The organism is Streptomyces sp. NPDC102360 (genome assembly GCF_044766085.1).
In the GTDB taxonomy this organism is placed as follows: Bacteria; Actinomycetota; Actinomycetes; order Streptomycetales; family Streptomycetaceae; genus Streptomyces.
On the sequence record NZ_JBIWLG010000001.1, the window covers coordinates 1491503 to 1515016 of the forward strand.

The 23514-nt window shown below is 71.8% G+C and carries 22 protein-coding genes; 12 read left to right on the forward strand and 10 right to left on the reverse strand.

Features of this window, described 5'->3' with window-relative positions; translation table 11 throughout:
• Positions 1–54: 54 nt before the first annotated feature.
• From ACIRHA_RS06795 to ACIRHA_RS06810, 4 genes are all read left to right on the forward strand, one after another.
• On the forward strand, positions 55–525 hold the full coding sequence (locus tag ACIRHA_RS06795; protein WP_403840702.1) for an ATP-binding protein: 471 nt from the start codon (positions 55–57) through the stop codon (positions 523–525).
• A gap of 137 nt (positions 526–662) precedes the next feature.
• Positions 663–2015, forward strand: a complete 1353-nt coding sequence (locus tag ACIRHA_RS06800; protein ID WP_403840705.1) for a hypothetical protein — start codon at positions 663–665, stop codon at positions 2013–2015.
• A gap of 191 nt (positions 2016–2206) precedes the next feature.
• Positions 2207–5836 carry a CDP-glycerol glycerophosphotransferase family protein gene (locus ACIRHA_RS06805; protein ID WP_403840708.1) on the forward strand — a complete coding sequence of 1210 codons (3630 nt, stop codon included), beginning with the start codon at positions 2207–2209 and terminating at the stop codon, positions 5834–5836.
• Positions 5837–5866: 30 nt separating this feature from the next.
• Positions 5867–6985, forward strand: coding sequence for a hypothetical protein (locus ACIRHA_RS06810; RefSeq protein WP_403840710.1), 1119 nt, complete (start codon positions 5867–5869; stop codon positions 6983–6985).
• Here the strand turns inward: ACIRHA_RS06810 and ACIRHA_RS06815 are convergent.
• Positions 6976–7626 carry a Pr6Pr family membrane protein gene (locus tag ACIRHA_RS06815; RefSeq protein WP_403840712.1) on the reverse strand — a complete coding sequence of 217 codons (651 nt, stop codon included), beginning with the start codon at positions 7624–7626 and terminating at the stop codon, positions 6976–6978. The two genes, ACIRHA_RS06810 and ACIRHA_RS06815, sit on opposite strands and share 10 nt — an antisense overlap.
• Before the next feature lie 355 nt (positions 7627–7981).
• Between ACIRHA_RS06815 and ACIRHA_RS06820 the strand changes: the two genes are divergently transcribed.
• Positions 7982–8179 (forward strand): antitoxin, encoded by a 198-nt coding sequence (locus ACIRHA_RS06820; RefSeq protein ID WP_403840714.1) that lies wholly within the window; start codon positions 7982–7984, stop codon positions 8177–8179.
• Between the two features lie 111 nt (positions 8180–8290).
• Positions 8291–8605 carry an EthD family reductase gene (locus tag ACIRHA_RS06825; RefSeq protein ID WP_403840716.1) on the forward strand — a complete coding sequence of 105 codons (315 nt, stop codon included), beginning with the start codon at positions 8291–8293 and terminating at the stop codon, positions 8603–8605.
• Positions 8606–8628: 23 nt separating this feature from the next.
• Here the strand turns inward: ACIRHA_RS06825 and ACIRHA_RS06830 are convergent, their stop codons facing one another.
• The 9 genes from ACIRHA_RS06830 to ACIRHA_RS06870 form a co-directional block, all read right to left on the reverse strand.
• Positions 8629–9150 (reverse strand): hypothetical protein, encoded by a 522-nt coding sequence (locus ACIRHA_RS06830; RefSeq protein ID WP_403840719.1) that lies wholly within the window; start codon positions 9148–9150, stop codon positions 8629–8631.
• A 30-nt stretch (positions 9151–9180) separates the two neighbouring features.
• Positions 9181–10356, reverse strand: coding sequence for a pyridoxal phosphate-dependent aminotransferase (locus ACIRHA_RS06835; RefSeq protein ID WP_403840721.1), 1176 nt, complete (start codon positions 10354–10356; stop codon positions 9181–9183).
• Between the two features lie 47 nt (positions 10357–10403).
• Positions 10404–11201 carry an alpha/beta fold hydrolase gene (locus ACIRHA_RS06840; RefSeq protein WP_403840723.1) on the reverse strand — a complete coding sequence of 266 codons (798 nt, stop codon included), beginning with the start codon at positions 11199–11201 and terminating at the stop codon, positions 10404–10406.
• A complete protein-coding gene (gene catC / locus ACIRHA_RS06845) occupies positions 11198–11494 on the reverse strand; it encodes a muconolactone Delta-isomerase (RefSeq protein WP_403840725.1) in 297 nt (98 codons plus the stop codon). The genes ACIRHA_RS06840 and catC overlap by 4 nt, the downstream gene beginning before the upstream one ends.
• 6 nt (positions 11495–11500) lie before the next feature.
• Complete coding sequence (catA, locus tag ACIRHA_RS06850; protein WP_403840728.1) at positions 11501–12355, reverse strand: catechol 1,2-dioxygenase; 855 nt, start codon at positions 12353–12355, stop codon at positions 11501–11503.
• A gap of 42 nt (positions 12356–12397) precedes the next feature.
• Positions 12398–13501: a mandelate racemase/muconate lactonizing enzyme family protein gene (locus tag ACIRHA_RS06855; RefSeq protein ID WP_403840730.1), complete on the reverse strand. Its 1104-nt coding sequence runs from the start codon at positions 13499–13501 to the stop codon at positions 12398–12400.
• 16 nt (positions 13502–13517) lie between these two features.
• Positions 13518–14426, reverse strand: a complete 909-nt coding sequence (locus tag ACIRHA_RS06860; protein ID WP_403840733.1) for a LysR substrate-binding domain-containing protein — start codon at positions 14424–14426, stop codon at positions 13518–13520.
• Positions 14427–14683: 257 nt separating this feature from the next.
• Entirely contained in the window at positions 14684–15706 is a 1023-nt protein-coding gene (locus tag ACIRHA_RS06865; RefSeq protein WP_403840735.1) for a hypothetical protein, read from the reverse strand.
• Between the two features lie 90 nt (positions 15707–15796).
• Positions 15797–16303 (reverse strand): TetR/AcrR family transcriptional regulator, encoded by a 507-nt coding sequence (locus tag ACIRHA_RS06870; RefSeq protein ID WP_403840738.1) that lies wholly within the window; start codon positions 16301–16303, stop codon positions 15797–15799.
• A gap of 284 nt (positions 16304–16587) precedes the next feature.
• Between ACIRHA_RS06870 and ACIRHA_RS06875 the strand changes: the two genes are divergently transcribed.
• From ACIRHA_RS06875 to ACIRHA_RS06900, 6 genes are all read left to right on the forward strand, one after another.
• Entirely contained in the window at positions 16588–17565 is a 978-nt protein-coding gene (locus tag ACIRHA_RS06875) for an aldo/keto reductase (RefSeq protein ID WP_403840741.1), read from the forward strand.
• 217 nt (positions 17566–17782) lie between these two features.
• Positions 17783–18658, forward strand: coding sequence for a universal stress protein (locus tag ACIRHA_RS06880; RefSeq protein ID WP_403840744.1), 876 nt, complete (start codon positions 17783–17785; stop codon positions 18656–18658).
• Between the two features lie 331 nt (positions 18659–18989).
• Positions 18990–19757: a crotonase/enoyl-CoA hydratase family protein gene (locus ACIRHA_RS06885; RefSeq protein ID WP_403840746.1), complete on the forward strand. Its 768-nt coding sequence runs from the start codon at positions 18990–18992 to the stop codon at positions 19755–19757.
• Positions 19754–20899: a CaiB/BaiF CoA transferase family protein gene (locus ACIRHA_RS06890; RefSeq protein ID WP_403840749.1), complete on the forward strand. Its 1146-nt coding sequence runs from the start codon at positions 19754–19756 to the stop codon at positions 20897–20899. Before ACIRHA_RS06885 ends, ACIRHA_RS06890 begins: the two co-directional genes overlap by 4 nt.
• A gap of 23 nt (positions 20900–20922) precedes the next feature.
• Complete coding sequence (locus ACIRHA_RS06895) at positions 20923–22602, forward strand: class I adenylate-forming enzyme family protein (protein ID WP_403840752.1); 1680 nt, start codon at positions 20923–20925, stop codon at positions 22600–22602.
• A complete protein-coding gene (locus ACIRHA_RS06900) occupies positions 22599–23498 on the forward strand; it encodes an acyl-CoA thioesterase (protein WP_403840754.1) in 900 nt (299 codons plus the stop codon). The genes ACIRHA_RS06895 and ACIRHA_RS06900 overlap by 4 nt, the downstream gene beginning before the upstream one ends.
• Positions 23499–23514: the final 16 nt, after the last annotated feature.

Genomic DNA, 23514 nt, shown 5'->3' on the forward strand with positions numbered 1-23514 from the left:
GCCGTATGTCATGGCAGGGATGCCACTCCCACGTAGAGATCCGGAGGAACCGTCATGTACGTCTACCGTGCGAACGTGCCGCGCGAGCAGCGCGCCACGACCGGTGGGCAGGCGCTGCCCGAATACGCGGAACGCTCCCGCCCGTTGCTGACTTGGAACCAGTCCGTCGAACTCGCCGCCGCCCAGGCCCGTGAGCGGGTGCGGCAGGCGCTCCACGCGTACGCCGTCGACGCACACACCGTCGACGCGGCCGTCCTCGTGGCGAGCGAACTCGTCGCCAATGCCTGCGAACACGCGCGCGGGCCCTACCAGTTGCGTCTCACCGTGAGCCGCACCCTGTGTGTCGAGGTCCTCGACCGCGGCCCCGGCCTGCCCGCCGCCGTCCTGTGCCGCGCCCCCGTCGCGCCGGACTCGGTCGAGCGAGGGCGCGGACTGCTGCTCGTGGACCGGGTCACCGGCGGGGCGTGGGGCAGCCGCACGGTCGCGGGCGGACACTGCGTGTGGGCCGGGATTACGGCGAGTTGAATGTGCGTATGGGGTCCTGACCATGCACAAACCATTGACGTAACGCTAAACGCTGCTTAGATTCGCGCCACCGTCGGCCCGACCGTCCGGCGGTCCACATGACGTGATTTGGGAGCGCCGTGCGATTCAGATTCCCGATGAGACTTCCCGGGCGCCGGGGGCACCGACTGCTGTTCGCCGCCGCGGCCTGCCTGCTGCCCGCTGCCGTCCTCGCCCCGCTCGGCTCCGCTGCCGCCGAGCGCAAGGAACCCGCCACCTCCGACAGCGCCGCGTCCTGCTTCTGGACGGGCCCCTTCACCTCCGACCAGGACAAGTTCAACTTCGCCTACCTCGACGCGGGCGCCCTGTACTGGTCGAGCCACTACACGCTCCCCGAGGGCGCGAAGCTGACCCTCGACGGTGCCTACGCGCACGCCCGCTACCAGTCCGTCAACTCCTACGAACCGGTCGCGGCCACCCCGCTGACGGCTCTCAACGACCAGCAGATCCAACCCGATCCGGGCTCCCGGAACCCGTTCCTGGCAGGCGCCGAGCGCACCTTCCCCAAGCGCTCCTGGACCGTCCAGGTCGACCCGAACACGCCGCCGAAGGATCCGGCGGACCAGCAGCCCAACACCCTGTACGCGGGCAAGCCGGGCAGCAACGCCCAGTCGCTCGTCTACCGCGTGTACGTGCCCGACCGCGGCCGCGACGCGAGCGGGGGCGTCGGCCTGCCCGAGCCGGTGCTCACCCTGGCCGACGGCACGAAGGTGACCGGTTCGAAGGTCTGCGACGCTCTGGAACCCGGCGAGCAGGGCGGCCCCCGCGTCCAGCCCATCGACGAATACAACGCGCTGCGTGAACAGCCCGGAAAACCGGTCGGCTTCCCGGCCTCCGAGCCGGTGCGCTGGCATGCCTCGTACACCACGCAATGGCTGCGCGACTGCACGTACCACGACCAGTGCACCCCGGCCCCGCCCCGCTCCGTCGGGCAGTACTCCAACCTCGACAACGCCTACGTCTCCGCCCGCCTCAGCCGCGACCTCGGCCCGGTCGCGGTCCTGCACGGCAGGATCCCGACCACCCCGGCCACGCACGACGGCGACAAGCGGATGGGCTCCGGGCAGCTGCGGTACTGGTCGATGTGCGCGTACGAGGCGTGGAGCACCCGCGTCGAGGGGAAGCAGAGCTGTCTGTACGACGAGCAGCTGCACCCCGACAAGCACGGCTACTACACGGTCGTCGTGAGCAGGCCCGAGGACCGGCCGCGCAATGCCACGGCCGCGTGCGGAGTCGACTGGATCGCCTGGCCCGAGAAGGGCGACGGGGCCGGTCACGTGAACGACGGCTATGTGCTGATGCGCAACATGCTTCCGGCCAAGGGCTTCACCCACGTCCCGCAGAACACGAGGACCGGTGACGACGAGAAGCGGGTGATGGGCCCGTATCTGCCCGACGGCAGCCACACCGGCAAGGCCGCCTTCGAGAAGCGGGGGTGCTCGGCGGCCTGACCGGCCTGGTCTTGTCGGGGCGCTCTCCGATGTCCTCCGGGGCTCGTCGCCACGCGATTCCCGGAGGACACCCGCAATCCGCCCCGACGTCTCCCACAGTGGTCCCGGATTGCCCCGTTTTGATGGATATTGCTGGTCGCAGAGCTTCGGCTCCTGCCCGCGACCCGCACCCCGTCGAACCCGGAGGGACCATGCCCGAGGCCGCGCCGCGACTCAGCGTCGTCGTACCGTTCCAGAACGTGGACACCTATCTCGAGGAGTGTCTGCGCTCGATCTCGCTCCAGACCTTCACGGACTTCGAGGTCGTCCTCGTCGACGACGGGTCCACCGACGGTTCCGGCGAGCTCGCCGCCCGGCACTGCGCCGCCGACCCGCGCTTCCGCCTCGTCCGGCAGGAGGCGCACGGCCCCGGCCACGCCCGGAACACCGGCCTGCGGGCCATCCACCCGGACGCCGAGTTCCTCGCCTTCGTGGACGGCGACGACGTCATCCCGGACTACGCGTACGAACTGCTGATCGGCACGCTCACCAAGAGCGGCTCCGACTTCGTCTCCGGCAACGTCCGCATGATGAACTCCCGCACCTCCTGGCCCTCCACCCTGCACCACAAGCACCTGGGCCGGGACCGGCGGCGCACCCACATCACCCGGCAGCACGGCCTGATCTTCGACCGCACCGTGTGGAACAAGGTGTTCCGCCGCTCTTTCTGGGACCGCACCGGAATCACGTACCCCGAGGGCATCCTGTACGAGGACGTGTGGGTCAACCTCGTCGCCCACTACAGCGCCGAGCGCGTCGATGTCGTCGGTACGCCCGTCTACCACTGGCGGCGCAGGGACCGGGGCGCCGCCCCGTCGATCACGCAGACGAACCACGCCCTGGGCAACGTCCGCGACCGCATCACCGCCGTCGGCTCGGTGAGCCGCTATCTCGCCGAGCGGGCGCGGGAGACCGAGGAGTACGTCGAGCACAAGCGGCGCTACGACCGGTCCTGCCTTGAGTCCGACCTCATGATCCACCTCAACGTGCTGTCGGACGCCGACGACGAGACCCGCGCCTACTTCATGCGGCACGCGGCCACGTTCGTCGACGAAGCGGCCGAGGGCATCGTCGAGGAGCTGGGCGCCGTCGACCGCGTGAAGTGGAGCCTTGTGTGCGCGGGCAAGCTGGACGAACTGCTGTCCGTTCTCGAATTCGAGCGCGGTAACCGCGGCTCGCTGCCCGTCCGCCGCCGGCTCCGACGCCACCTCGCGTACCCGCACCTGGACGACCGCGGCACCGGCGTGCCCAAGAGCGCCTACCGCTTGGGCCCCGAGTTCACCCTGCGGGGCTCGCTGGTCAGCGCGGAGTGGGAGGGCGGCAAGCTGCGGATCGCCGGCCGCGCCTACATCCGCAACCTCGATGTCAGCAGGCGGCGCCACTCACTCAAGGCGGTCGCGCTGCGGCAGAAGAAGCAGGGCCGGTTCCTCGCGCTGCCCGCGCGCACCACCTACGCGCCGGAGGCCACCGAGCACTCGGGTCAGCAGCGCTACTCCTATGACTGGTCCGGATTCGAGGCCACCATCGACCCGGAGCGCCTCAAGCACAAGGGCCGGTGGGTGGAGGGCACTTGGGACGTCGCGGTCGGCGCGTTCAGCCGCGGTCTGTTCCGGTACAAGTCGCTCATCGCCGGTGACACGGGCAGCGCCTCCCACCCGCGGGACTTCTACGTCGACAAGAACATCCGCGTCGTCCCGCTCTTCGTCGACGGCGCGCTCAAGCTCCGCGTGGAGATCGTCCGTGCCCGTATCACCGGACACCGCGTCAGCGGCGAGCACCTGGAGCTGCGCGGTGTGCTCCTCGGGCCCGAGGCGCCGCCGGCCGCCACGCTGCGGGTCCGCGCGCTCACGGGCGCCGCCGAGTACGACGCGCCGGTCGACTTCAAGGACGGCGGCGAGGGCTGGTGCACGTTCCGCACACGGATCCCGCTGCGCGCACTGGCACCTGCGGTCGGCGCGGACACCCCCGAGGTACGGCGCGTGGGCAGCAACGGCTGGAAGACCTCGCTGCACATACCCGGCCGCAAGCGGCCGCTGTACCCGGTCGTCGCCCCCGACACCGCCGACGGCACCCACCCGCTGCCCGACCGGGTGGCGGCGGACCGCGAGGTCGTCGTCCTGCGCAACGCCCCCGGCTACCTGGTGCTCTTCGTCCGCGACGAACTGCCGGTCGCCGACCGCTGCGCCTGGACCGACGACGGCCGCCTGACCGTCGAGGGCGCCTACCCCGGCCAGGAGCACCTGTCGTCCGAGGAGCGGGCGGACCTGCGCCTCGTCGTGCGATCCCGTGCCAAGGGCGAGGAGAGGGACTTCCCCGTGGAGTGTGTGGCCGGTCGCTTCCGGTTCGCGCTCGACCCCTCGCGCGTCGAAGGGCTGAACGGCGCGGTGCCGCTCGCGGCCGGCCGCTGGGACTTCGCGTTCCGCGTGCCGGGCCGCGCCCGCGACCTCGTACTCAAGGCCCGCCGCGACCTCGTCGCCGGACTGCCCAGCGAACGGACCCTGGCGGGGCGCCACTTCGAGGTGCAGGCCCAGCAGCACGACCGGTTCACGCTGCGCTCCCACTCCGGCATCCCGGCCGCCGCGCGCGGACCGTACGCACAGCGCCGGTTGCGCACCCGGCACTACCCGCACTGCCGCAAGCGCCCGGTGCGCTCCGCCGTCCTCTTCGACAGCTTCCGCGGCACACAGATCGCCGACAGCCCGCGCGCCGTCTTCGACGAACTGGTGCGTCGGGGAACGGACTTGGAGCTGCTCTGGGTCGTCCGCGACGACCAGATCGAGGTTCCGGAGCACGCCCGCGCCGTCCGCATGTGGTCGCCCGAGTGGTACGAGGCCCTGGCCCGCTCCCGGTACCTCGTCTACAACAACCACCTCCCGGCCTGGTTCCGGCGCCGCGAGGGCCAGACCGTCGTCCAGACCTGGCACGGCACCCCGCTGAAGAAGATCGGCCACGACATCGAGTCGGTGCACTTCTCCGACCAGGGCTACCTGGACCGCCTGGCCACCGAGGTCGGGCAGTGGGACATGCTCGTCTCGCCGAACTCCTTCAGCACCCCCATCCTGCGCCGCGCCTTCGGCTTCGAGGGCGAGATGCTGGAGACCGGCTATCCCCGCAACGACGTGCACCACCACACGGAGGAGGAGCAGGCCCGGCGCGCCGCGCTTGTCCGCGAGCGGATCGGCCTGCCTGAGGGCAAGAAGGTCGTCCTGTACGCGCCGACCTGGCGCGACGACCAGTACCACGCGGCGGGCAAGTACACGCTCGACTTCCGCATCGACCTCGACGACGCGCGGGCCCGACTCGGGGACGACCACGCCCTGTTGGTGCGCCGCCACCCCAACGTCGTGGACCCGGTGCCGGGCGCGGGCGACGGATTCGTCTTCGACGTGTCCACGTACAACGACATGGCCGACCTCATGCTCGTCACGGACGTCCTGGTCACCGACTACTCGTCCCTGATGTTCGACTTCGCCAACACCGGCCGGCCGATGCTCTTCTTCACGTACGACCTCGACCACTACCGCGACACGCTGCGCGGCTTCTACTTCGACTTCGAGACGTCCGCGCCGGGCCCGCTGCTGCACACCTCACGCCAACTCGTCGACGCCGTAAGGGACATCGACTCCCTGAGCCGCACGTATGCCCTCAAGTACCGCCACTTCGCGGATCGGTACTGCGACCTGGAGGACGGCTCGGCCTCGGCCCGTGTCGTCGACCGGATGCTCGGCGTGCCGAAACTCCCCGCCCTGCCTTCCCGTGGCCGCTTCCGCCGCGCGGCCTGACCCCCCAACGAGCAGAGGAACGACTCGCGCATGTCCCGCACTTCCACGGCCCACGGCCGCCGCATGTTCACCGGCACCGACACGGCCGGACCGGTCCCCGTCGACTACCGCTTCTTCCACGCGCGGGGCGGCAACCGTCGCCTGGTCGTCGTCTTCGCCAACTTCGACGCCCCCGACGAGTACGGCTGGTCCACCGGCGTCCTGGACACCCTCCGTGCCAACGTCCTGTGGATCCGCGACAGCTTCGACGGCCACAACAGCTACTACCTGTGCAAGGAAGGGGACTTCGGCATCGAGGACGCCGTCGCCGCGACCATCGACCGCTTCGTCGACGCACTCGACCTGACCCGCGAGGACTGCGTCCTGCTGGGTACGTCGAAGGGCGGCAGCGCGGCCCTGCACTTCGGCCTCAAGTACGGCTACCGCAACATCGTGTCGGTCGTCCCGCAGTTCAGGATCGGCTCCTACGTCGAGCGACTCCACCCGCGCACGGCCGCCTACATGCTGGGCCGGGACGCGAGCGACGCCGAGGTGCGCGCCCTCGACGAGGCGCTGCCGTCGCTGGTCCGGGAGAGCGAGCACCGCGACGCCAACATCTACCTGCTCTCCGCGGTGGGCGACCCCCAGTACAGGACGGAGATCGAGCCGCACCTGACCCTGTTCGCCGACTACGACAACTTCAACTTCATCCTGACCGACTCCCCGCACGCCCCCGCCCACGACCGCGTGGCACGGCGCAACGTCCCGGTCGTCATGGCCCTGGTCAACCTCCTGATCGACGGCATCGCGCCCCGCATCGGCTTCGCGCGCAACGGCTACGAGGACCCCGACACGAACCGTCCCGCCCTCGACGGCCACCTCAGGGCCACGGCCGCGCCCGGCACCTGGGTCGACGCCCCGCGCGTCACGGCGCCCGAGGCGGGCCACGAACCGGTGCGCTTCGCGGGGGGTCGCGGTCGGCGCCGCGCAGGTCCAACTCTGGGAGAACGCCCGCTTCCTGGGCAGGGCGCGGGTCGCGGAGGACGGGGCCTGGTCCTGGACGCCCCGCACCCCGATGGCCCGCGGCGAACACGTCGTCAAGGTCCTGGCCCTGAACGCGCACGGCGCCGACTCGGAGCGCACGGTGGTGCGCTGCCGAGTCAGAAGTGATCGGGAAGTGGCAGCGGCCGCTTGAGCCGGTGACCAAGGCGCCGGTCGATCCACGCGAACAGCCAGGCCAGCACGCCCGCGACGACGAGCACCCCGGCGATGTTCCGCAGCGCGAGACCGTACCCGCGCGCGTGCACGTCGAGGAACGGATACGGGTACCAGTCCGTGACCGCACCGTGCACCAGCGTGTACGCGATCCACAGCGCGGGCCACACGAACGCCCACCCCACGCTCACGCCGTCGATCCGCCCGCGCGGCCCGAACAGCAGCCAGCCGACGAGTGTCATCGGCGGCGCGACGTAGTGCAGCCCCACGGTGATCCACAGCGAGACACCCTCGAGGTGGATCTGCGGCGCGAGGACGATCGCGAACACCAGACCGGTGATCGTGATGCCGAGGAGCGTGTCGAGCCGCAACACCCGCCACACGGGGCCGTCCCGGCCGGAGCGAAGCGCCAGGGACACGGAGCAGGCCAGGACGAGGATGTTGCTCTGGATGGTGAAGTAGCTGAGCATGCGCACCAGTCGGGTCAGCGCGTCGGCCTCGTCCCCTGTCGTGTCCCCGGCCCCGGCGGCGGACCCACCGCTGAACACGAGCACGAGCTGCGTGACGAGCGCCGCCGCGACAACGACGGCCAACACGCCGTGCCACAGCCGGGAGAGGCCGGGGGTTCGTTCAACGGCTGCGCTGGGCGCGGGTCCTGTGATGGTGATGACGGACTCCTCGATCTGCGACGTTGTGCGTGTTTCATCGAGTATGACCGATATGGGGATGGCGGTGAGAGTGGGGTGCGCGGTGTGGCTGTTCGGACGGCGCCGGCGTGCGCAGGACGTCGAACTCGTTGCCCTCCGGGTCTGCCATGACCACCCACACCTTCCGCGTCGAGCGGGGACGGCTCGACGTGTAGGCGGGGACGAGCTCGAGGGCGCGCGCATGCGGGCAACGCCCGTAAGAGCGATCCTGGACGTGGCAGTAGAGGCCCACGAGGAGGTTGCCATGTCCGCTCTGGACAAGATCAAGCAGATGCTCAAGGGGCACGAATCCCAGGCCGGCAAGGGTATCGACATGGCGGGTGATGCCGTGGACAAGAAGACCCAGGGCAAGTACAGCTCCCAGGTCGACTCCGCCCAGGAGCAGGCCAGGAAGCATCTCGGAATGGACCAGGACAAGGGACAGGACGGTTCGCAGAAGTAGGCAGAAGCAGCCGGACTGCTCCGTCGCGGCCGGGGAAGGTGACAGTGGTGCGGGAGGGCCGGACGACACGGCCCTCGCACTGAGTTGACCGTGCCACGAGGAGGCCGACCGATGTACCGGATGACCGTCATCTACGATCACCCCGCCGACCCCGAGAAGTTCCTGAAGCACTACCGGGAGGTGCACGCGCCGCTGGCCTCGCACACGCCGGGGCTGCGGTCCTTCCAGTGGAGCGTGTCCGAGATGCCCGACGGCTCGCGGCCGCCGCACTTCCTTGTGGCCGTGCTCGACTGGGACTCCAAGGAGGACGCGCTCGCCGCGCTGGCCACTCCGGCCGGTCAGGCGGGCGCCGAGGACATCGCCAACTTCGTCGCGCCGGGCGGGGTCAGCATGAGCTTCTCGGAGGTCATCACGTATCCGCTCTGAAGCGGGCCGCCCGGGCGCGAAGGTCAGTGACCGGCGAGCAGCTTCACGGAGACCACGCCCAGGCCGATCGCGGCGTTCAGGGCCGATGTCACCACGGCGTGCAGTGCGCCGGCGCCGGCCCGGCGCCCGCCGACGAATCCCCACAGGGCCAGCGTGGCGACCTCACTGCCGGCGGCGATCCACAGCGCGGTGGTGAGATCCACGGCTCCCAGGGCGGACACGCCGATCAGCAGGAGCGGTCCGATGGCACTGGTCAGCAGCGGGCTGCTGGTGAACAGCTCGTGCCGGATCTCGTGCAGGGTGGGGCGGCTGCCGTGCACGACCGGGTGCGCCTGCATGTCCGCGACCAGGGTCGCAAGCCACAGACCGAGCGCGGTGGCCGTCACCGCCACCGTGGCCCCCATGTGGGTGCTGTGCCCGCCCTGCGCGAGGCCCACCAGCACGGCGAGCAGGGTCAACGAAGCGTAGATGCGTTCCTTCAGGCGCTCACCGAGCACGGCGGCACGGTCGTACCCGGCAGCCTCCGGAGGTGTGCTTTCGCTCATGATCGAACCCTATAGGGGGGACTACGAGGGTCACCGCAGCGTGGTGACGAACCTGCCCAGCCGCTCCATGCCCTCGCGCAGTTCATCGGCCGACGCCGCGTACGACAGCCGTACGTGGGTGTCCGCCGTGTCCGTGCCGAAGTCGCGGCCAGGGGTGAGGGCCACGTGCGCCTCCCGCAGGGCCCGTTCGCAGAACTGCCAGGAGGTGAGACCGGTGCCGCCGACGTCGAAGTAGACGTAGAAGGCACCGTCGGGCGGGACAGGGACGGGCAGGCCGATCCGGCGCAGGCCGTCGAGGACGAGCGCGCGCCGCTCGCCGAACTCGGCGCGGCGCTCCTCGCAGACCGCCAGCGACGCCGGGGTGAAGCACTCCAGGGCGGCCTGCTGGGCGGGGGCCGACGCGCACAGGAAGTAGTTCTGGGCCAGCCGCTCCATCGCGGGGACCAGCTCCTTCGGCGCGATGCACCAGCCGAGCCGCCAGCCGGTCATGCCGAAGTACTTCGAGAAGCTGTTGATGACGATCGCGTCGGGGTCGACCGACAGCGCACTGCGCGGCGGCCGGCCGTGCTCGTCGTGGTCGCTGAGGTCGAGGTAGATCTCGTCGACGAGCCGCCACGCGCCGCGCTCGCGGGCGAACCGGCAGATCGCGTCCAGTTCGTCGACCGGCACGGAGGTACCGGTCGGGTTCGACGGTGTGGCTACCATGACGCCCGACGTCCGGTCCGTCCAGTGCTCCCGCACCGCTGCCGCGTCCAGCTGGAAGCGGGTCTCCGCGGTGGTGGGTACGAGGGTGACGTCCGCGCCGAAGCTCTCGACGATCTGCCGGTTGCACGGGTACGAGGGGTCCCCGATGAGCACCTCGTCGCCGGCGTCGACGAGGGCCGCGGTGGCCAGCACCAGCGCGGCCGAGGCGCCGGCGGTCACGACGACGCGGGACGGGTCGACCTCGACGTGGTGCCGTTCCCGGTAGAAGCGGGCGATCGCCTCTCTGAGCGCGGGAAGCCCCAGCGCCGCCGTGTAGGCCAGCGGCCGCCCGTCCATGGCCTCGCGCATCGCCTCCCGCACCGCGGGCGGTGCCCCGAAGTCGGGTTCCCCGAGGCTGAGTTTGACGACGTGGTGGCCCTCGGCCTCCAGCGCCGCCGCCTGCTTGCTGAACTCCATCGCGTAGAACGGGGCGACGTTCCGCGCTCGTTGCGAGATCTTCATGCCTCGACCTCCGTCTCGATCGCCGCCTGGCATGGCGTGATCATATTTCAGCGGCCGAGTGTGCTGACCACGTGCCCCCTCACCGCCTCCAGCAGCGGCGCGCCCGCCTCCGCGGCCAGGTGACCGCACTCCAGCACTTCGAGTCGTGCCCGGGGGATCCCGGCCGCGAGCTCGCGGGCGTGGGGGAGTGGTGTCGCCACGTCCTGCGCACCGCCCACCACGAGGGTGGGCGCGGTGATGTCCGCGAGGCGGTGGCGCAGGTCGTAGGCGGCGAGGGCGTCGCAGCAGGCCGCGTAGCCCTCCGGGTCCGTCGCCGCGAGGGTGTCGAGCAGGCGGCGGCCGGTGTCCGTGACGGCGAGGGTCTCGTCGCCGAACCAGCGGCCCGGAGAGGTCGCGAGGAGCGGAGCCGTGCCCTGGTCGCGGACGAGGCGGGCCCGTTCGTGCCAGGGCCCGGGCGGGCCGAAGTGCGCCGAGGAGCAGACCAGGGCAAGGGACGCGACGCGGTCCGGGTGGTGCACGGCGAGGTGGGCTCCGACGGCTCCGCCCAGTGAGATGCCCGCGTAGTGGAATCGGTCCAGGCCGAGGTGGTCCGCCAGGGAGAGGACCAGGGCCGCCAGGTCGGCGACCGTGGTGCCGCCCGCCTCCGCCTCCGGCAGGAGGCCGGTGGGGGAGCCGCCGTGGCCCGGCAGGTCGTAGGAGATCGTGCGGAAGTCCCTTGCCAGGAAGGCGACTTGGTCGGCCCAGACCGCCGTGGACGTGCCCAGGGACGGGCCGAGGACGAGCGGCGGCCCGTCGGCCGGACCGCTCACCTCGTGGTGCGGCAACGCGGCGGCGCCGGTCGTCATCGCCCCGGGCTCCCGGCGGCGAGGTCCGACGGGTGCTGGGCGAGTGGTGTCACCTCGATGGACATGAAGGGGAACAGCGGCAGGCCCCACAGGATGCGGTGCAGCGTTTCGTTGTCGGCGACGTCGAAGACACTGAGGTTGGAGTACTGGCCGACACACCGCCAGATGTGCGCCCACTCACCGGACTTCTGCAGCTCCTGGCAGTAGGCCTTCTCGCGGGCCACCAGGTCGGAGCGCTCGTCCGGCGCGAGGTCGCGCGGGATGTCGACGTCCATGCGTACAGCGAACAGCATCGTGCATCACGCCTTGTCGAGAACGAAGTCGTACGTCACCTCGCGCCCGTCGCCCGCGGCGACCGGCGTCGGATCGAGGATCAGCTCGGGCTTGACGGCGGAGGCGATGTCGTCGGACACGTGCTCGCCGCCGTTGAAGTACAGCTGGGTGGTGATGAGGTGGTGGCCGGGGGCCGACACCTTCAGGTGCAGGTGGGCCGGGCGCCAGGCGTGCCAGCCCGCGGCCGAGATGAGCTTGCCGCAGGAGCCGTCGGTCGGGATCTGGTACGGGGCCGGCTGCACCGTGTGGATCTTGAAGTTGCCCTGGGCGTCGGCGACGACCGTGCCGCGCAGGTTCCACTCCGGCAGGCCGGGCGCGTACTGGGAGTAGAAGCCGTCGTCGTCGGCGTGCCACATCTCGATGGTGGCGCCCGCCAGCGGCGTGCCGTCAACGGTGCGCACCTGGCCCTGGAACAGGAGGGGTGTGCCGCCCTCGTCCTCACGCATCGGAAGCGTTGCCTCGGCGGGCAGCTCCGGCGCGTCGGGAACGTAGTAGGGGCCCTCGATGGTGCCCTTGGTGCCCTCCCGCTCCTCGTTCGCGACCTCCTCGACGACGTGCTCGACCCACACGTCGAGGAACAGCGGCCACTCGCCGTCCTCGCCGACCTGGATCAGCCACGACTTCAGCGCGTCGTACTCGGCGTAGGTGACCTTGTGGCGGCGGATGATGTCGTGGGTGGCGCCCAGGAGTTCGGAGACGAGCGTGTTCACGCGCCCCGTGTCGGCGACCGGGTCACCGGCGCGCTGCTTGCTGCGGAACTGCTCGGTGGCCGCGTTCCCTGACGCGGAGGCCGTGGCCTGCTCGGTGGCGGTGTCCGTCATGGTGTGTCCCGTCCTTGATTCGGTGGAGGTGCGTCGGGTGTGTCAGACGTCCAGGCGGTAGCGGGCCAGCTTCTCGGGGTCGATGGCGATCCCGAGACCCGCGCCCTCGCGGACGCGCAGCGTGCCGTCCGCGATCGTGAGCGGCTCGGTGAGCAGGTCGTCGGACATGTCGAGGAAGTTGGAGAGCTCGCCCGCGTGCAGCGAGGAGGTGCGGTGGGCAGCGCCGAACGCGACCGAGCACAACGTGCCGATCTGCCCGTCGATCTGATTGCCCATCACCACCTCGACGCCGAGGCCCTCGCACTGGTGCAGCACGCGCTGGGAGGCGGTGAAGCCGGTGCGGGCGGTCTTGATGCTGATGGCCGTCGCGGAGCCGCCGAGCAGTTCGCGGGTGACCTCGGCGGCCCGGGTCGCGCTCTCGTCGGCGATGAAGGGCACCTGGCTCTGCGCGACGAGCCACCGCCGGCCCAACACGTCGTCGGCGGGGCAGAGTTCCTCGGCGAACGTCAGGTCCAGGTCGGCCATCTCGCGCAGGGCGCGGGCCGCGTCGGACGCCGACCAGCCGCGGTTGCCGTCGACGTAGAGCTCGACGTCAGGGCCGAGCGCGGTGCGCAGCGCCCGGCAGGCGGCGACGTCCTCGGTGTACGGATTGCGGCCGACCTTCACCTTGAAGGTGGTGATGCCGTACGTGTCCCGGACCCGCTCGGCCTCCGCGACCATCGCGGCGGCCGGAGCGAAGCCGACCATGTGGCTGACGCGCATCCGGTCGCCGAAGCCGCCGAGCAGCCCGGACACCGGCAGTCCCGCGCACTGGCCGAGCAGGTCCCACAGGGCCATGTCGACGGCCGCCTTGGCGGCCGGGTTGCCCACGGTCCGGTCGAGGCGGGCGTGCACCATCTCCCGTTCCAGGACGGTGAGTCCGAGGATCTGCGGCGCGAAGATCTTCTCGATCACCGCGACGACGGAGTCCTGCGTCTCGCCGTACGTGTAGGGGCGGGGCGGCGCCTCGGCCGTTCCCACCAGGCCCTCGTCGGTGTGCACGCGGACCAGTACGTGGTCGGCGGTGTGCACCTCGCCGCTCGCGAACCGCAGCGGCTTGACGTAGGGAATGGCAAAGGGAATGGCCTCCACCTTGACGATCTTCATGACATTCCATCGATCTTCATAGGGATCCCTCGGTCTCTCTCGCAAACAAGTCGTGCCGCTCCAGTACGTCCAGTAGCTGCCGGATCAGCGGCGAGTCGTCGTCGTGGCGCCAGGTCAGCGCCAGCGGCACGGTCAGCGCGTCCTCGATCTCCCGGCACACCACGCCCTCGCGGGGTGCGGAGCGGATCGAGTCGGGCAGCACCGCCACCCCCAGGCCGGCGGCGACCAGGGCGAGCGCGGCCGAGGTCTCGGTGACCTCGTACGCGCGGTGCGGATAGAAGCCCGAGGCCAGACAGGAGCGGACGACGGCGTCGTTGACGACGGAGCCGAGCGTCGCGCCGTACATGACGAAGTCCTCGTGGCGCAGCTGCTCGACGCGGATGGCCTGGGCGTCGGCGAGCCAGTGGCCCTCCGGGACCGCCGCGATGAGCGGCTCGTCGGCGATCAGCCGGTGCGCGATGCCCTCCTGGCGGATCGGCGGGCGCAGCACGCCGACGTCGAGGCGCCGCTCGATGAGGCCGAGTTCCTGGGCGGGTGTCAGCATCTCCGTGTGCACCTCCATCCGTACGTGCGGCATCTCGTGTTTCACAAGGCGTGCCAGGGTGGGCAGTTGGCGGTACGAGGCGGATCCGGTCAGGCCGACCCGGAGCACGCCCTCGACGCCGGTGGCGAACCGCCCCACGCGGGCCACCGCCTCGTCGACGGACGTGAGGATGCGCTCCACATCGGTGCGGAACACCTCGCCGGCGCCGGTCAGGGACACCTGCCGGGTGGTGCGGGTGAACAGCTCCACGCCCAGTTCCGTCTCCAGGCGGCGGATCGCCTGGGAGAGCGGCGGCTGAGCCATGTGCAGCGCCTGCGCGGCCTTGCCGAAGTGACGTGTCTCGGCGACGGCCGCGAAGTAGCGCAGGTGCCTCAATTCCATCCGACTGCCCCTTTGTTGCGGTTCGGTGGGGCCCTCGTTGCGCTTCAGCGTAGGGAGCGGACCCCATACCCCACAAATATCTTGTTGCAGGCTATTGAGATGTCCGCGATATCAATACCCCCTGGGTCAACCCTGGGGGAATGTCCGGGATCGGGGGTCCACTCCAAGCGCGGCATCCCCTCACGCAGTGAACTGGCCGCGCGTTTCAGGGAGTCGACCGACAGCGGTGACCAGGCCTGAGGGTGCGCGCTCCGACCTCACTCGTACATCACGTACGACGGGCGTGGGCGCAGGCCGAGGACCTGGTCGGGGGTCATCAGGCGGGTGCCGCCCTCGGTGTCCTCCTCGAAGAACAGCTTGAAACCGGTGCTGAGCCTGTCGGGTATCCGGTCGACCAGGCGGTCCCAGGTGTGGCGTTTGAGCTGTGGGCTCCCTATGCCGTCGGCGCTCTTGATCACGGCGACCCCGTCGGGGAAGTCGAGCTTCTTTTCGTCGTGGACGACCGACTCGGCGACCTGGTGGTACACGAACGGCTTCTCCGGCAGGTCGTGGCGGTCCACGAGCGAGGCGAGATGGGCGGCGATCCGGGTGAGTTCGGCGCCGCTGGTGTGTCCGTACGTGTCGCCGGGGATCTGGCCGGGATCCATCTCCCACTCGGGGTCGAGGGCGATGCCCACGTCCGGCCGGACGAGCCACTTCTCCAGGGCCTTCACCTCGTCGAGGGCGTCCGCGCGGCCGGGCTGGATGTTGAGGAGCAACAGTGCCTTGTGTCGGCGCGCGGCCTCGTGGAAGGTGCGGATCGTTGCGTCGGGTGTGCGCGTACGGTACGTGCCGTCGGGGCCCGCGCCGGGGTTGGCGACGGTGGCCAGCAGCTCCAGGACGGGCAGTACACGGCGCCCGTCGGCGTACGCGCGCCCACGCCGATCGAGCTCCTTGACGCGGTCGTCGAGGTCACCCGTGCCGAGCCGGCCGAGCGCGCTCGCGCCCGGCAGCCCGCAGTAGCCGACGAGCCGGTGTTCGGGGAACAACCGGCGACCGCCGCGCGGCAGTTCGGGGCGGCGGCGGGTGGGGCGGGGTGAGGGGGAGCGCGAGGCCTCGGAGGGTTCGCGCGCGGCCCGCTCGGTGCCGGAGGGCCGGTCGTCGGCCCCGGACCTGCCGCATCCGCCGATGAGCGCGCCCGCTGACGTGAGCCCCGCGGCGAGCAGCGCGCGCCGCCGCGAACCGCCCGCCCCGGGGTCCGTGCTGTCGCCTCGGCCGGTGCCATGACCGACTGTCCGCATCTGGCCTCCCCACGCAGTGATCACCTTCGGTGGGGTGCCTTGCCGAGGTGTGCGGGGTGAAACGTGTGCGGGGGACGGGGGCGGTGCTGATCAGCCACGCGGCTCCGGGGGGTGGGGCCGCTCCGTCTCCTCGCGCGGGCGCAGCGCGTCCACCACGAGGTCGAGCAGCGGGCGGACGCGGTCCGCGCGGTCGCCGGCCGTCGTGGACAGGAACACGCCGAGCAGCATGGTGATCACGTCGTCGGCGGGCACGTCGCCGCGCAGGGTGCCCGTGCGCGCCCCGGCGTCGAGGAACGCGCCGACCGAGGCGGTCAGACGCTCCCGGGTGTTCGCGGTGACGCCGCGCCCGGAGGCCGGGGCGAGGGTGAGGCTACCGGCCATCGCGCGCTTGGCCGTGACGAGCTCCGCGTACCGGTCCATCCACGCCCGCAGGGCCTCGTGCGGCGGCAGCTCGCCGAGCAGGGGCTCGACGGCGGAGGTCACGGCGTCCAGCTCGGCGGAGTAGACGGCCTCGACGAGGGCCTCGCGGGTGGGGAAGTGCCGGTAGAGGGTGCCGATGCCGACGCCCGCCTCGCGGGCGACCGCCTCCAGGGCCACCGTCGTGTCGTCCCGGGTGAAGGCGGTGCGGGCGGCGGCGAGGAGTCTCTCCCGGTTGCGGCGCGCGTCCGCGCGGGCGGGGCGGTCGGTCCTGGCCCCGCTGGGCGACGGATTCGGGCCGGGTGGGGACGCGGACGAATCGGATGCGGACGCAGGCGACCCGGGTGGGGACGCAGGCGACCCGGATGGGGACGCAGGCAAAGCGGAGGCTCCTCCGGTTGTGCTACCTTCGGCGTAACGGAGGTTCCTCCGTTTCATCCATCTTCGCACGAGGCGGGATTCCCATGACCTCTTCCGCGTCTTCTTCTGCTTCTTCTCCCTCCGCGTTCACCGCGAACGGCACCCCGCGCCCCGGTGGCCCCGGACGGCTTCTCGGCCGGGACGTCTCGCGTGTCGGGTTCGGCGCGATGCAGCTGCCCCGCCTGGACCCCGACCGCGCCGCGGCCGTCGCGCTGCTGCGCCGCGCCGTCGAGCTGGGTGTCGACCACATCGACACCGCCCAGTTCTACGGAGACGGCTTCTCCAACGAGATCATCCGGGAGGCGCTGCGCCCCGAGGACGGCGTCCTCGTCGTCAGCAAGGTCGGTGCCACCCCCGACTCCAGTGGCCCTGTGCCGCTGCGGCTCGCCCAACGGCCCGAGGAGCTGCGGGCCGGCGTCGAGGACAACCTCAAGAGCCTCGGCGTCGACCAGGTCCCGCTGGTCAACCTGCGCCGCGCCGAGACAGGTCCCGGACTGCGGGCCGAGGGCGACCAGGTCGTCGACATCGACGACCAGCTCGCCGTCATGACCGCCCTGCGCGACGAGGGCAAGATCGGCGCCATCGGGCTCAGCAACGTGGGCCTCGACGAACTGCGCCGCGGCCTGCCCGCCGGGATCGCCTGCGTGCAGAACGCGTACAGCCTCGTGGCCCGCGACGACGAGGAGCTGCTGCGGCTCTGCCTCGCCGAGGGCATCGCCTGGGTGCCCTACTTCCCGCTGGGCAGCGCCTTCCCCGGCATGCCCAAGGTCACCGACGAACCCGCCGTCACCGCGGCCGCCGAGGCCCTGGGCGCGGCACCGGCCCAGGTCGGCCTCGCCTGGCTGCTGCACCACGCCCCGAACGTCCTCCTGATCCCGGGCACCGCCAGCCCCGACCACCTGGCGGCGAACGTCGCGGCGGGCGCGCTCGCCCTCGACGCGGAGACGCTGGCGCGCCTTGACGCGGTGCCGACGCGCTCCGGTGACATCGAGATCGAGGGCGTCGAGGGCGAGGCACGTTAGCGGGCCCGAACGCCGACGAACGCCGCCGCATGGGCGAGGGGCTCCAGGGCACCTCGCCCATGCGGCCCGCACGGCCGGAGGCAGCCGCCGATCCGGAGTGGACCTTCCGTGCCGCCGTGGCACCCCGTGCTCCTGCCGTGCGAAGGTCTGCCCCGCGGGTCAGTCTGGAGAGTGACGTCACGCAGGCGGACAGCGGAGCCGACGAGGGAGCGCACACATGGCGGGCCATCTACTGGTCGGAGTCGACGGGTCGGAATCGAGCCTGGAGGCGGTCGTGGTCGCCGCGCGCGAGGCGCGGAGCCGCGGGCTCGGCGTGCGCATCCTGAACGCGTTCACCTGGCCGATGGTGAAGTTTCCGCACGGCTCGGCGTCCGAGACCACAGCCGAGCCGGCCCTGCGCCGCCGGGCAGAGGAGATCGTGGCGGCGGCGGTCGAACGGGCCCGCGCCGAAGAGCCGGACCTCGGCTCGGTCCAGGGCGAGGTCGTCACCGGCGAAGCGCTCACCGTCCTGGCCGCCCGTTCGCGGGACGCGGACCTGGTCGTCGTCGGCAGTCGCGGCCTGGGCGCCTTCTCCGGTCTCATGATCGGATCGGTCGCCGTGCACCTCGCCGCGCACGCGGATTGCCCTGTCCTCGTCGTACGCGGCCGGGCGAAGCCGGACGGCCCTGTGGCGGTCGCCGTCGACGGCTCGGACGCCGCGAAGGCGGCGGTCGAGGAGGCCTACGACGATGCCGCGCGACGCGGGACCGGCCTGCTGGCCGTGCACGTGTGGAACACCTGGAGCGGCACGGGGCCAGCGGGCCCCGGCGGCCCCGCGCCGCTCTGGTTCGACACGGACAAGCTGCGCGAGGACAGCGAGGCGACGCTGTCCGGGGCGCTGGCCGCGGGCCGGGGCCGTCACCCCGAGGTCGAGGTCGAGGCGCGCTCGGTGCACGGCCGGGTGCGTCCGAGCCTGATCGAGACGTCGCAGGAAGCGAGCCTCATCGTGATCGGTGCGCGTGGCCGGGGCGGCTTCCAGGGGCTGCTGCTCGGCTCGGTCAGCCAGGCGCTGCTGCATCACGCGGAGTGCCCGGTGCTCGTCACGCGCCGCTGACGGGGCGTGGCGTCGGCGAGCGCCGCGGCGTTCCTCGCGGTGGCCGTGGCTCCGCCGCCCAACCCGGCGTTACGCCCTCGGGGCTCCGCCCCGGACCCCGCGCCTCAAGCGCCGGCGGGGCTGGAAAGATTGGGGCTCCGCCCCGGACCCCGCTGCTCAATCGCCGCAGGGGCTTGATTGTTGATCAAGGGTCTGGACAGCCCGGCACCCACCCTCGTAGCTTAACGAATGTTCAATGCGGGGTGGGCGAGGCCGAGCCGTGCCGGGCGGAGCGGTCGTCGGTCGCTCCGTCGCAGCGTACGCAGTCCGCGACCCACTCCGGGAGCCCGCAATGACCGACGCCGTGCTCAGCGAATTCCGTGCCGACGGGATCACCGTCATCACACTCAACCGCCCCGAAGCCCGCAACGCGGTCAACCGTGTCGTAGCGGAAGGCGTGGCCGCCGCGCTCGATGAACTCGACCGCAGGGACGACCAGGTGGTCGGTGTGATCACCGGCGCGGGCGGCAGCTTCTGCTCCGGAATGGACCTCAAGGCGTTCCTCAAGGGCGAGACCCCGACGATCGAGGGGCGCGGCCTCGCCGGTATCACCGAGGCACCGCCGCGCAAGCCGGTCATCGCCGCCGTCGAGGGATACGCCCTGGCCGGCGGCTGCGAGATCGCGCTCGCCTGCGACATGGTCGTGGCGGCGGGCGACGCCAAGTTCGGGATACCCGAGGTCAAGCGGGGGCTCGTCGCCGCGGCGGGCGGACTGCTTCGGCTGCCGCGGCGCATCCCGTACTCCGTCGCCCTGGAGATCGCCCTGACCGGCGACTTCCTCGACGCCGAACGCGCCCACACGTACGGCCTCGTCAACCGGGTCACCGAACCCGGCGCCGCCCTCGACGGCGCGCTCGCGCTCGCCCGCTCCATCGCCGCCAACGGGCCCCTCGCGGTCCGCGCCACCAAGGAGATCGTCGCGAACGCGCCCAACTGGCCCGCCGACGAGGAGTGGCAGCGCATGCGGGAGATCGCGGGCCCGGTGATGACCTCCGACGACGCGCGGGAAGGCGCGAGCGCCTTCGCCGAGAAGCGCGCCCCGCGCTGGACCGGCCGGTGAGCGCGGGGCCGCTCGCCGGGATACGGATCGTGGAGCTGGGCGGCATCGGGCCCGCCCCGTTCTGCGGGATGCTGCTCGCCGACCTCGGAGCCGAGGTCATCCGGGTCGACCGCCCCGCCGACGCCGGCAAGGACAGCCCCCACCCCGTCATCCTGCGCGGCCGAAGCTCCGTCGCCGTCAACCTCAAGGACGCCCAAGGGGCCGCCGTCGTACGGCAGTTGATCGCGCGCTCCGACGCCGTCATCGAGGGGTTCAGGCCCGGCGTCGCCGAACGGCTCGGCCTCGGACCGGACGTCCTGCTCGCCGCGAACCCGAAGCTCGTGTACGGGCGGATGACCGGCTGGGGACAGGACGGGCCCCTCGCCCAGGAGCCCGGGCACGACATCAACTACATCGCCGTGGCAGGGGCGTTGCACACCATGGGACCCGCCGACGGGGACCCCGTGCCGCCGCTCAACCTGGTGGGCGACTTCGGCGGGGGCGGCATGCTGCTCGCACTCGGCCTCGTCAGCGCGCTGCTGCACGCCCGGACGAGCGGCGTGGGACAGGTCGTCGACGCCGCCATGACCGACGGCACCGCGCTGCTGCTCGCCATGACGTACGGGTTCCTGGCCAAGGGCGGCTGGCAGGACCGGCGCGGCGTGAACATGCTCGACGGTGGCGCCCCCTTCTACGCCGTGTACCGCTGCGCCGACGACCGGCACGTCGCCGTCGGCGCCATCGAGCCGCAGTTCTACGCGGCGCTGCTGCGCGTCCTCGGCCTCGAAGGTGACGAGCGGTTCGCGGGCCAGCACGACCGCGACAACTGGGCAGTAATGAAAGACGAGTTGGCGCGCCTCTTCGCCACGCACACCCGCGACGAGTGGGCCCGCGCCTTCGACGGGCAGGGCGCCTGCGTGTCCCCGGTCCTGTCCCTGAACGAGGCGCCCGAACACCCCCACAACAGCGCCCGCTCGACCTACCGGCGCGGCGCGCACGGCGGCCACGAACCCTCGCCCGCCCCGCGCTTCACCACCACACCAGCCGCCGAGCCCGCCCCCGCCCCGTGCGTCGGCGCCGACACCGCACAGGTCCTCACTACGCTGGCCGGGCTCGACCCCGACGACATCGACACACTCCGCCAGAAGGGAATCGTCGGTTGACGACGCGCTACGTACCTCCGGGCATGCCCCAGAGTCTCAGCTACCCCGAAGCCGCCGTCGGCGACCTGCTCGCCGGGACCGCCCACCGCCACCCCGGCCGCACCGCCCTGCGCGACGGCGAACTCACCTTCACCTACCGCGAGATGTACGACACCGCGCTACGGATCGCCGCAGGGTTGCGGGCACGGGGCGTCGGCAAGGGTGACGCCGTCGCGCTGCATCAGCCCAACTCGGCCTGGTTCACCGTCTCGTACTACGCCATCCTGCTGGCCGGAGCGGTCGTCGTCCCCCTCAACCCGGCGCTGCCACCGGCGGCGCTGCGGGACCAGCTCGACGAGGCGCGCGCCGTCGCCGCGCTCACCCACCCGGCGACCGTGCCCGCTCTGACGAAGGCCGCCGCGCCGGGCGTCCGCCTGACGGTCCTCGTCCCGGCCACGGCCACCGCACCCGCCGCCGACGACGGAGCCGAACCCGGCGGCGTACCCCTGGAGGAGCTGCTGTCGGGTGACCCGGGGGAGCGGGTGGCCGTGCGCGGGGACGATCTGGCGCACCTGGCCTTCACCGGTGGTACGACAGGGCGCTCCAAGGCGGTCCGCGTGCTGCACCGCAACGTACTGGCCAACGCACTGCAAATGGCCTGCTGGCGCGGCGCCGCCGTGCCAGCTACCGACGACGAGGGGCGGGTGGCGCTCGACTCCGTGCCCGCGGCGCGCACCTCGCACACGATGGACCTGGGCACGTCGACCGCGGTGGCACTCGCCCCGCTCTTCCACGCCATGGGCCTGGTCGGCCAGTCCGTGAGCGTCGCCGTGGCGAGCACGGTCGTGATGGCGGGCCGCTTCGAACCCCGTCGCTTCGCGGGGCTCATCGAAGAGCACGGCGTCACGTCCGTCCCCGGCTCGCCCGCCCTCTTCCACGCTCTGCTCGCGCTGCCGGGCGTCGAGGACCTCGACCTGTCCTCGGTGCGCAGCGTCAACTCCGGTGCCGCGCCCGTCGACACGGACACCATGCGCCGTCTCGGCGCGCTCTTCCCCCACGCGACGATCGTCGAGGGGTATGGGCTCACCGAGGCCACCATGGCGCTCGCCGCGCACCCGCTGGTCGACGACAACCCGGTGCCCGAGGGCAGCGTCGGCGCGCCCGTCTTCGACACCGAGGTCGAGATCAGGGAGCTCGGCTGCGGGCCCGCCCTGCCGGTCGGCGAGACCGGCGAGGTGTGGGCGCGCGGCCCGCAGGTCACCGACGGCTACCAGGGCCACCCCGACCTGACGGCCGAGCAGTTCCAGGACGGCTGGCTGCGCACCGGCGACCTGGGGCGCGTCGACGAGGACGGCTGGCTGTACCTGGTCGGGCGGGCCAAGGACATGCTGATCTACAAGGGGTACAACGTCTATCCGACGCCGCTGGAGGACTTGCTCCACCGGCACCCCGCCGTCGCGGGCGCCGGCGTCATCGGCGCGCCGCGTGCCGGGGTCGGCGAGATCCCCGTCGCGTACGTCGTGCCGCGCGTCGGGCATCCGGCGGGGCCCGAACTGGCCGAGAAACTCATGGCGTTCGTGGCCGAGCACGTCGCCCCGTACCAGCGGCTGCGGGAGATCCACTTCTTGGAGGCACTGCCGGTCTCGGCAGCCGGGAAGATCCTCAAGACGGACCTGCGGCAGCGGTACGCGGCCGCCGACGGAACGGGAGTGAACCAGGCGTGAGCGGTCGCATGGTCGACGAGGCGACGGCCCGGAGCGCGTCCCAGGGGGCAGAGAACGCGCCCCCTGTCGCGCTCGGTGAGCTCGGGAAGGGCCGGCACATCCAGGTCGAGGCGGCCGACGACGGTGTCTTCCACGGGCACTGCCACTCCGGTCGCGCGGCCGCCCGGGGTTACGGCGGCGCCGTCCTCGCCCAGGCCCTGGACGCCGCGCACCGCACCGTGGCGGACGACCGGGTGGTGCACTCGCTGCACGCCTACTTCCTGCGTGCCCTGTCGCCGGAGCGGCCTGTGCGCTACGAGCCCGAGGTCGTACGCGACGGCCGCAGCTACTCGATGCGACAGGTCACCGCGTTCCAGGACGGCAAGGAGTCGCTCACCATGAGCGTCTCGTTCAAACAGGCGCAGCCCGGCGGCAGTTGGCGACAGCCCTGCATGCCCGATGTGCCGGGACCCGAGGGCCTGGGAAATGGCTGGGCCCACCGGCCGCAGGACCATCCGCTGAGCACCTCCGTCGAGTACCGCGAGGTACCGATCGAGCGGGACCCGGACGCCGGACGCATCGACCGCTACGCCTGGATGCGCACGGTCGGCGCCATGCCGGACGAGCCGGGCCCGCACGCCGGCGTCCTCGCCTACATCTGCGACGCCCCGCTCGCCCCCACCGCCCTGGTCGCCTACGGCGAACCACGTCCGCGCGGTATCTCGCTGGCCTCGCTCGACCACGCCATGTGGTTCCACCGCCCGGCACGCGTCGACGAGTGGCTGCTGTTCGCGTGCCACAGCGTCGTGGCCGGCGACGGGCGGACCCTGGCCCACGGCGAATTCTGGAGCAGGGAAGGCGAGTTGGTGGCCTCCGTCACCCAGGAGGCGCTGCTCCACGTGCCCGCTCCCCGGTGACGCGCGGACTCGCGCA

Bases quoted from the DNA above. Each gene is read 5' to 3' on its own strand.
- ACIRHA_RS06880 (WP_403840744.1), top strand. From the start codon at position 17,783: ATGGCGGGCCATCTACTGGTCGGAGTCGACGGGTCGGAATCGAGCCTG.
- ACIRHA_RS06855 (WP_403840730.1), bottom strand. From the start codon at position 13,501: ATGAAGATCGTCAAGGTGGAGGCCATTCCCTTTGCCATTCCCTACGTC.
- ACIRHA_RS06805 (WP_403840708.1), top strand. From the start codon at position 2,207: ATGCCCGAGGCCGCGCCGCGACTCAGCGTCGTCGTACCGTTCCAGAAC.
- ACIRHA_RS06895 (WP_403840752.1), top strand. From the start codon at position 20,923: ATGCCCCAGAGTCTCAGCTACCCCGAAGCCGCCGTCGGCGACCTGCTC.
- ACIRHA_RS06825 (WP_403840716.1), top strand. From the start codon at position 8,291: ATGTACCGGATGACCGTCATCTACGATCACCCCGCCGACCCCGAGAAG.
- ACIRHA_RS06835 (WP_403840721.1), bottom strand. From the start codon at position 10,356: ATGAAGATCTCGCAACGAGCGCGGAACGTCGCCCCGTTCTACGCGATG.
- ACIRHA_RS06865 (WP_403840735.1), bottom strand. From the start codon at position 15,706: ATGCGGACAGTCGGTCATGGCACCGGCCGAGGCGACAGCACGGACCCC.
- ACIRHA_RS06795 (WP_403840702.1), top strand. From the start codon at position 55: ATGTACGTCTACCGTGCGAACGTGCCGCGCGAGCAGCGCGCCACGACC.
- ACIRHA_RS06860 (WP_403840733.1), bottom strand. From the start codon at position 14,426: ATGGAATTGAGGCACCTGCGCTACTTCGCGGCCGTCGCCGAGACACGT.
- ACIRHA_RS06820 (WP_403840714.1), top strand. From the start codon at position 7,982: ATGTCCGCTCTGGACAAGATCAAGCAGATGCTCAAGGGGCACGAATCC.
- ACIRHA_RS06830 (WP_403840719.1), bottom strand. From the start codon at position 9,150: ATGAGCGAAAGCACACCTCCGGAGGCTGCCGGGTACGACCGTGCCGCC.
- catA (WP_403840728.1), bottom strand. From the start codon at position 12,355: ATGACGGACACCGCCACCGAGCAGGCCACGGCCTCCGCGTCAGGGAAC.
- catC (WP_403840725.1), bottom strand. From the start codon at position 11,494: ATGCTGTTCGCTGTACGCATGGACGTCGACATCCCGCGCGACCTCGCG.
- ACIRHA_RS06800 (WP_403840705.1), top strand. From the start codon at position 663: ATGAGACTTCCCGGGCGCCGGGGGCACCGACTGCTGTTCGCCGCCGCG.
- ACIRHA_RS06810 (WP_403840710.1), top strand. From the start codon at position 5,867: ATGTCCCGCACTTCCACGGCCCACGGCCGCCGCATGTTCACCGGCACC.
- ACIRHA_RS06875 (WP_403840741.1), top strand. From the start codon at position 16,588: ATGACCTCTTCCGCGTCTTCTTCTGCTTCTTCTCCCTCCGCGTTCACC.
- ACIRHA_RS06840 (WP_403840723.1), bottom strand. From the start codon at position 11,201: ATGACGACCGGCGCCGCCGCGTTGCCGCACCACGAGGTGAGCGGTCCG.
- ACIRHA_RS06885 (WP_403840746.1), top strand. From the start codon at position 18,990: ATGACCGACGCCGTGCTCAGCGAATTCCGTGCCGACGGGATCACCGTC.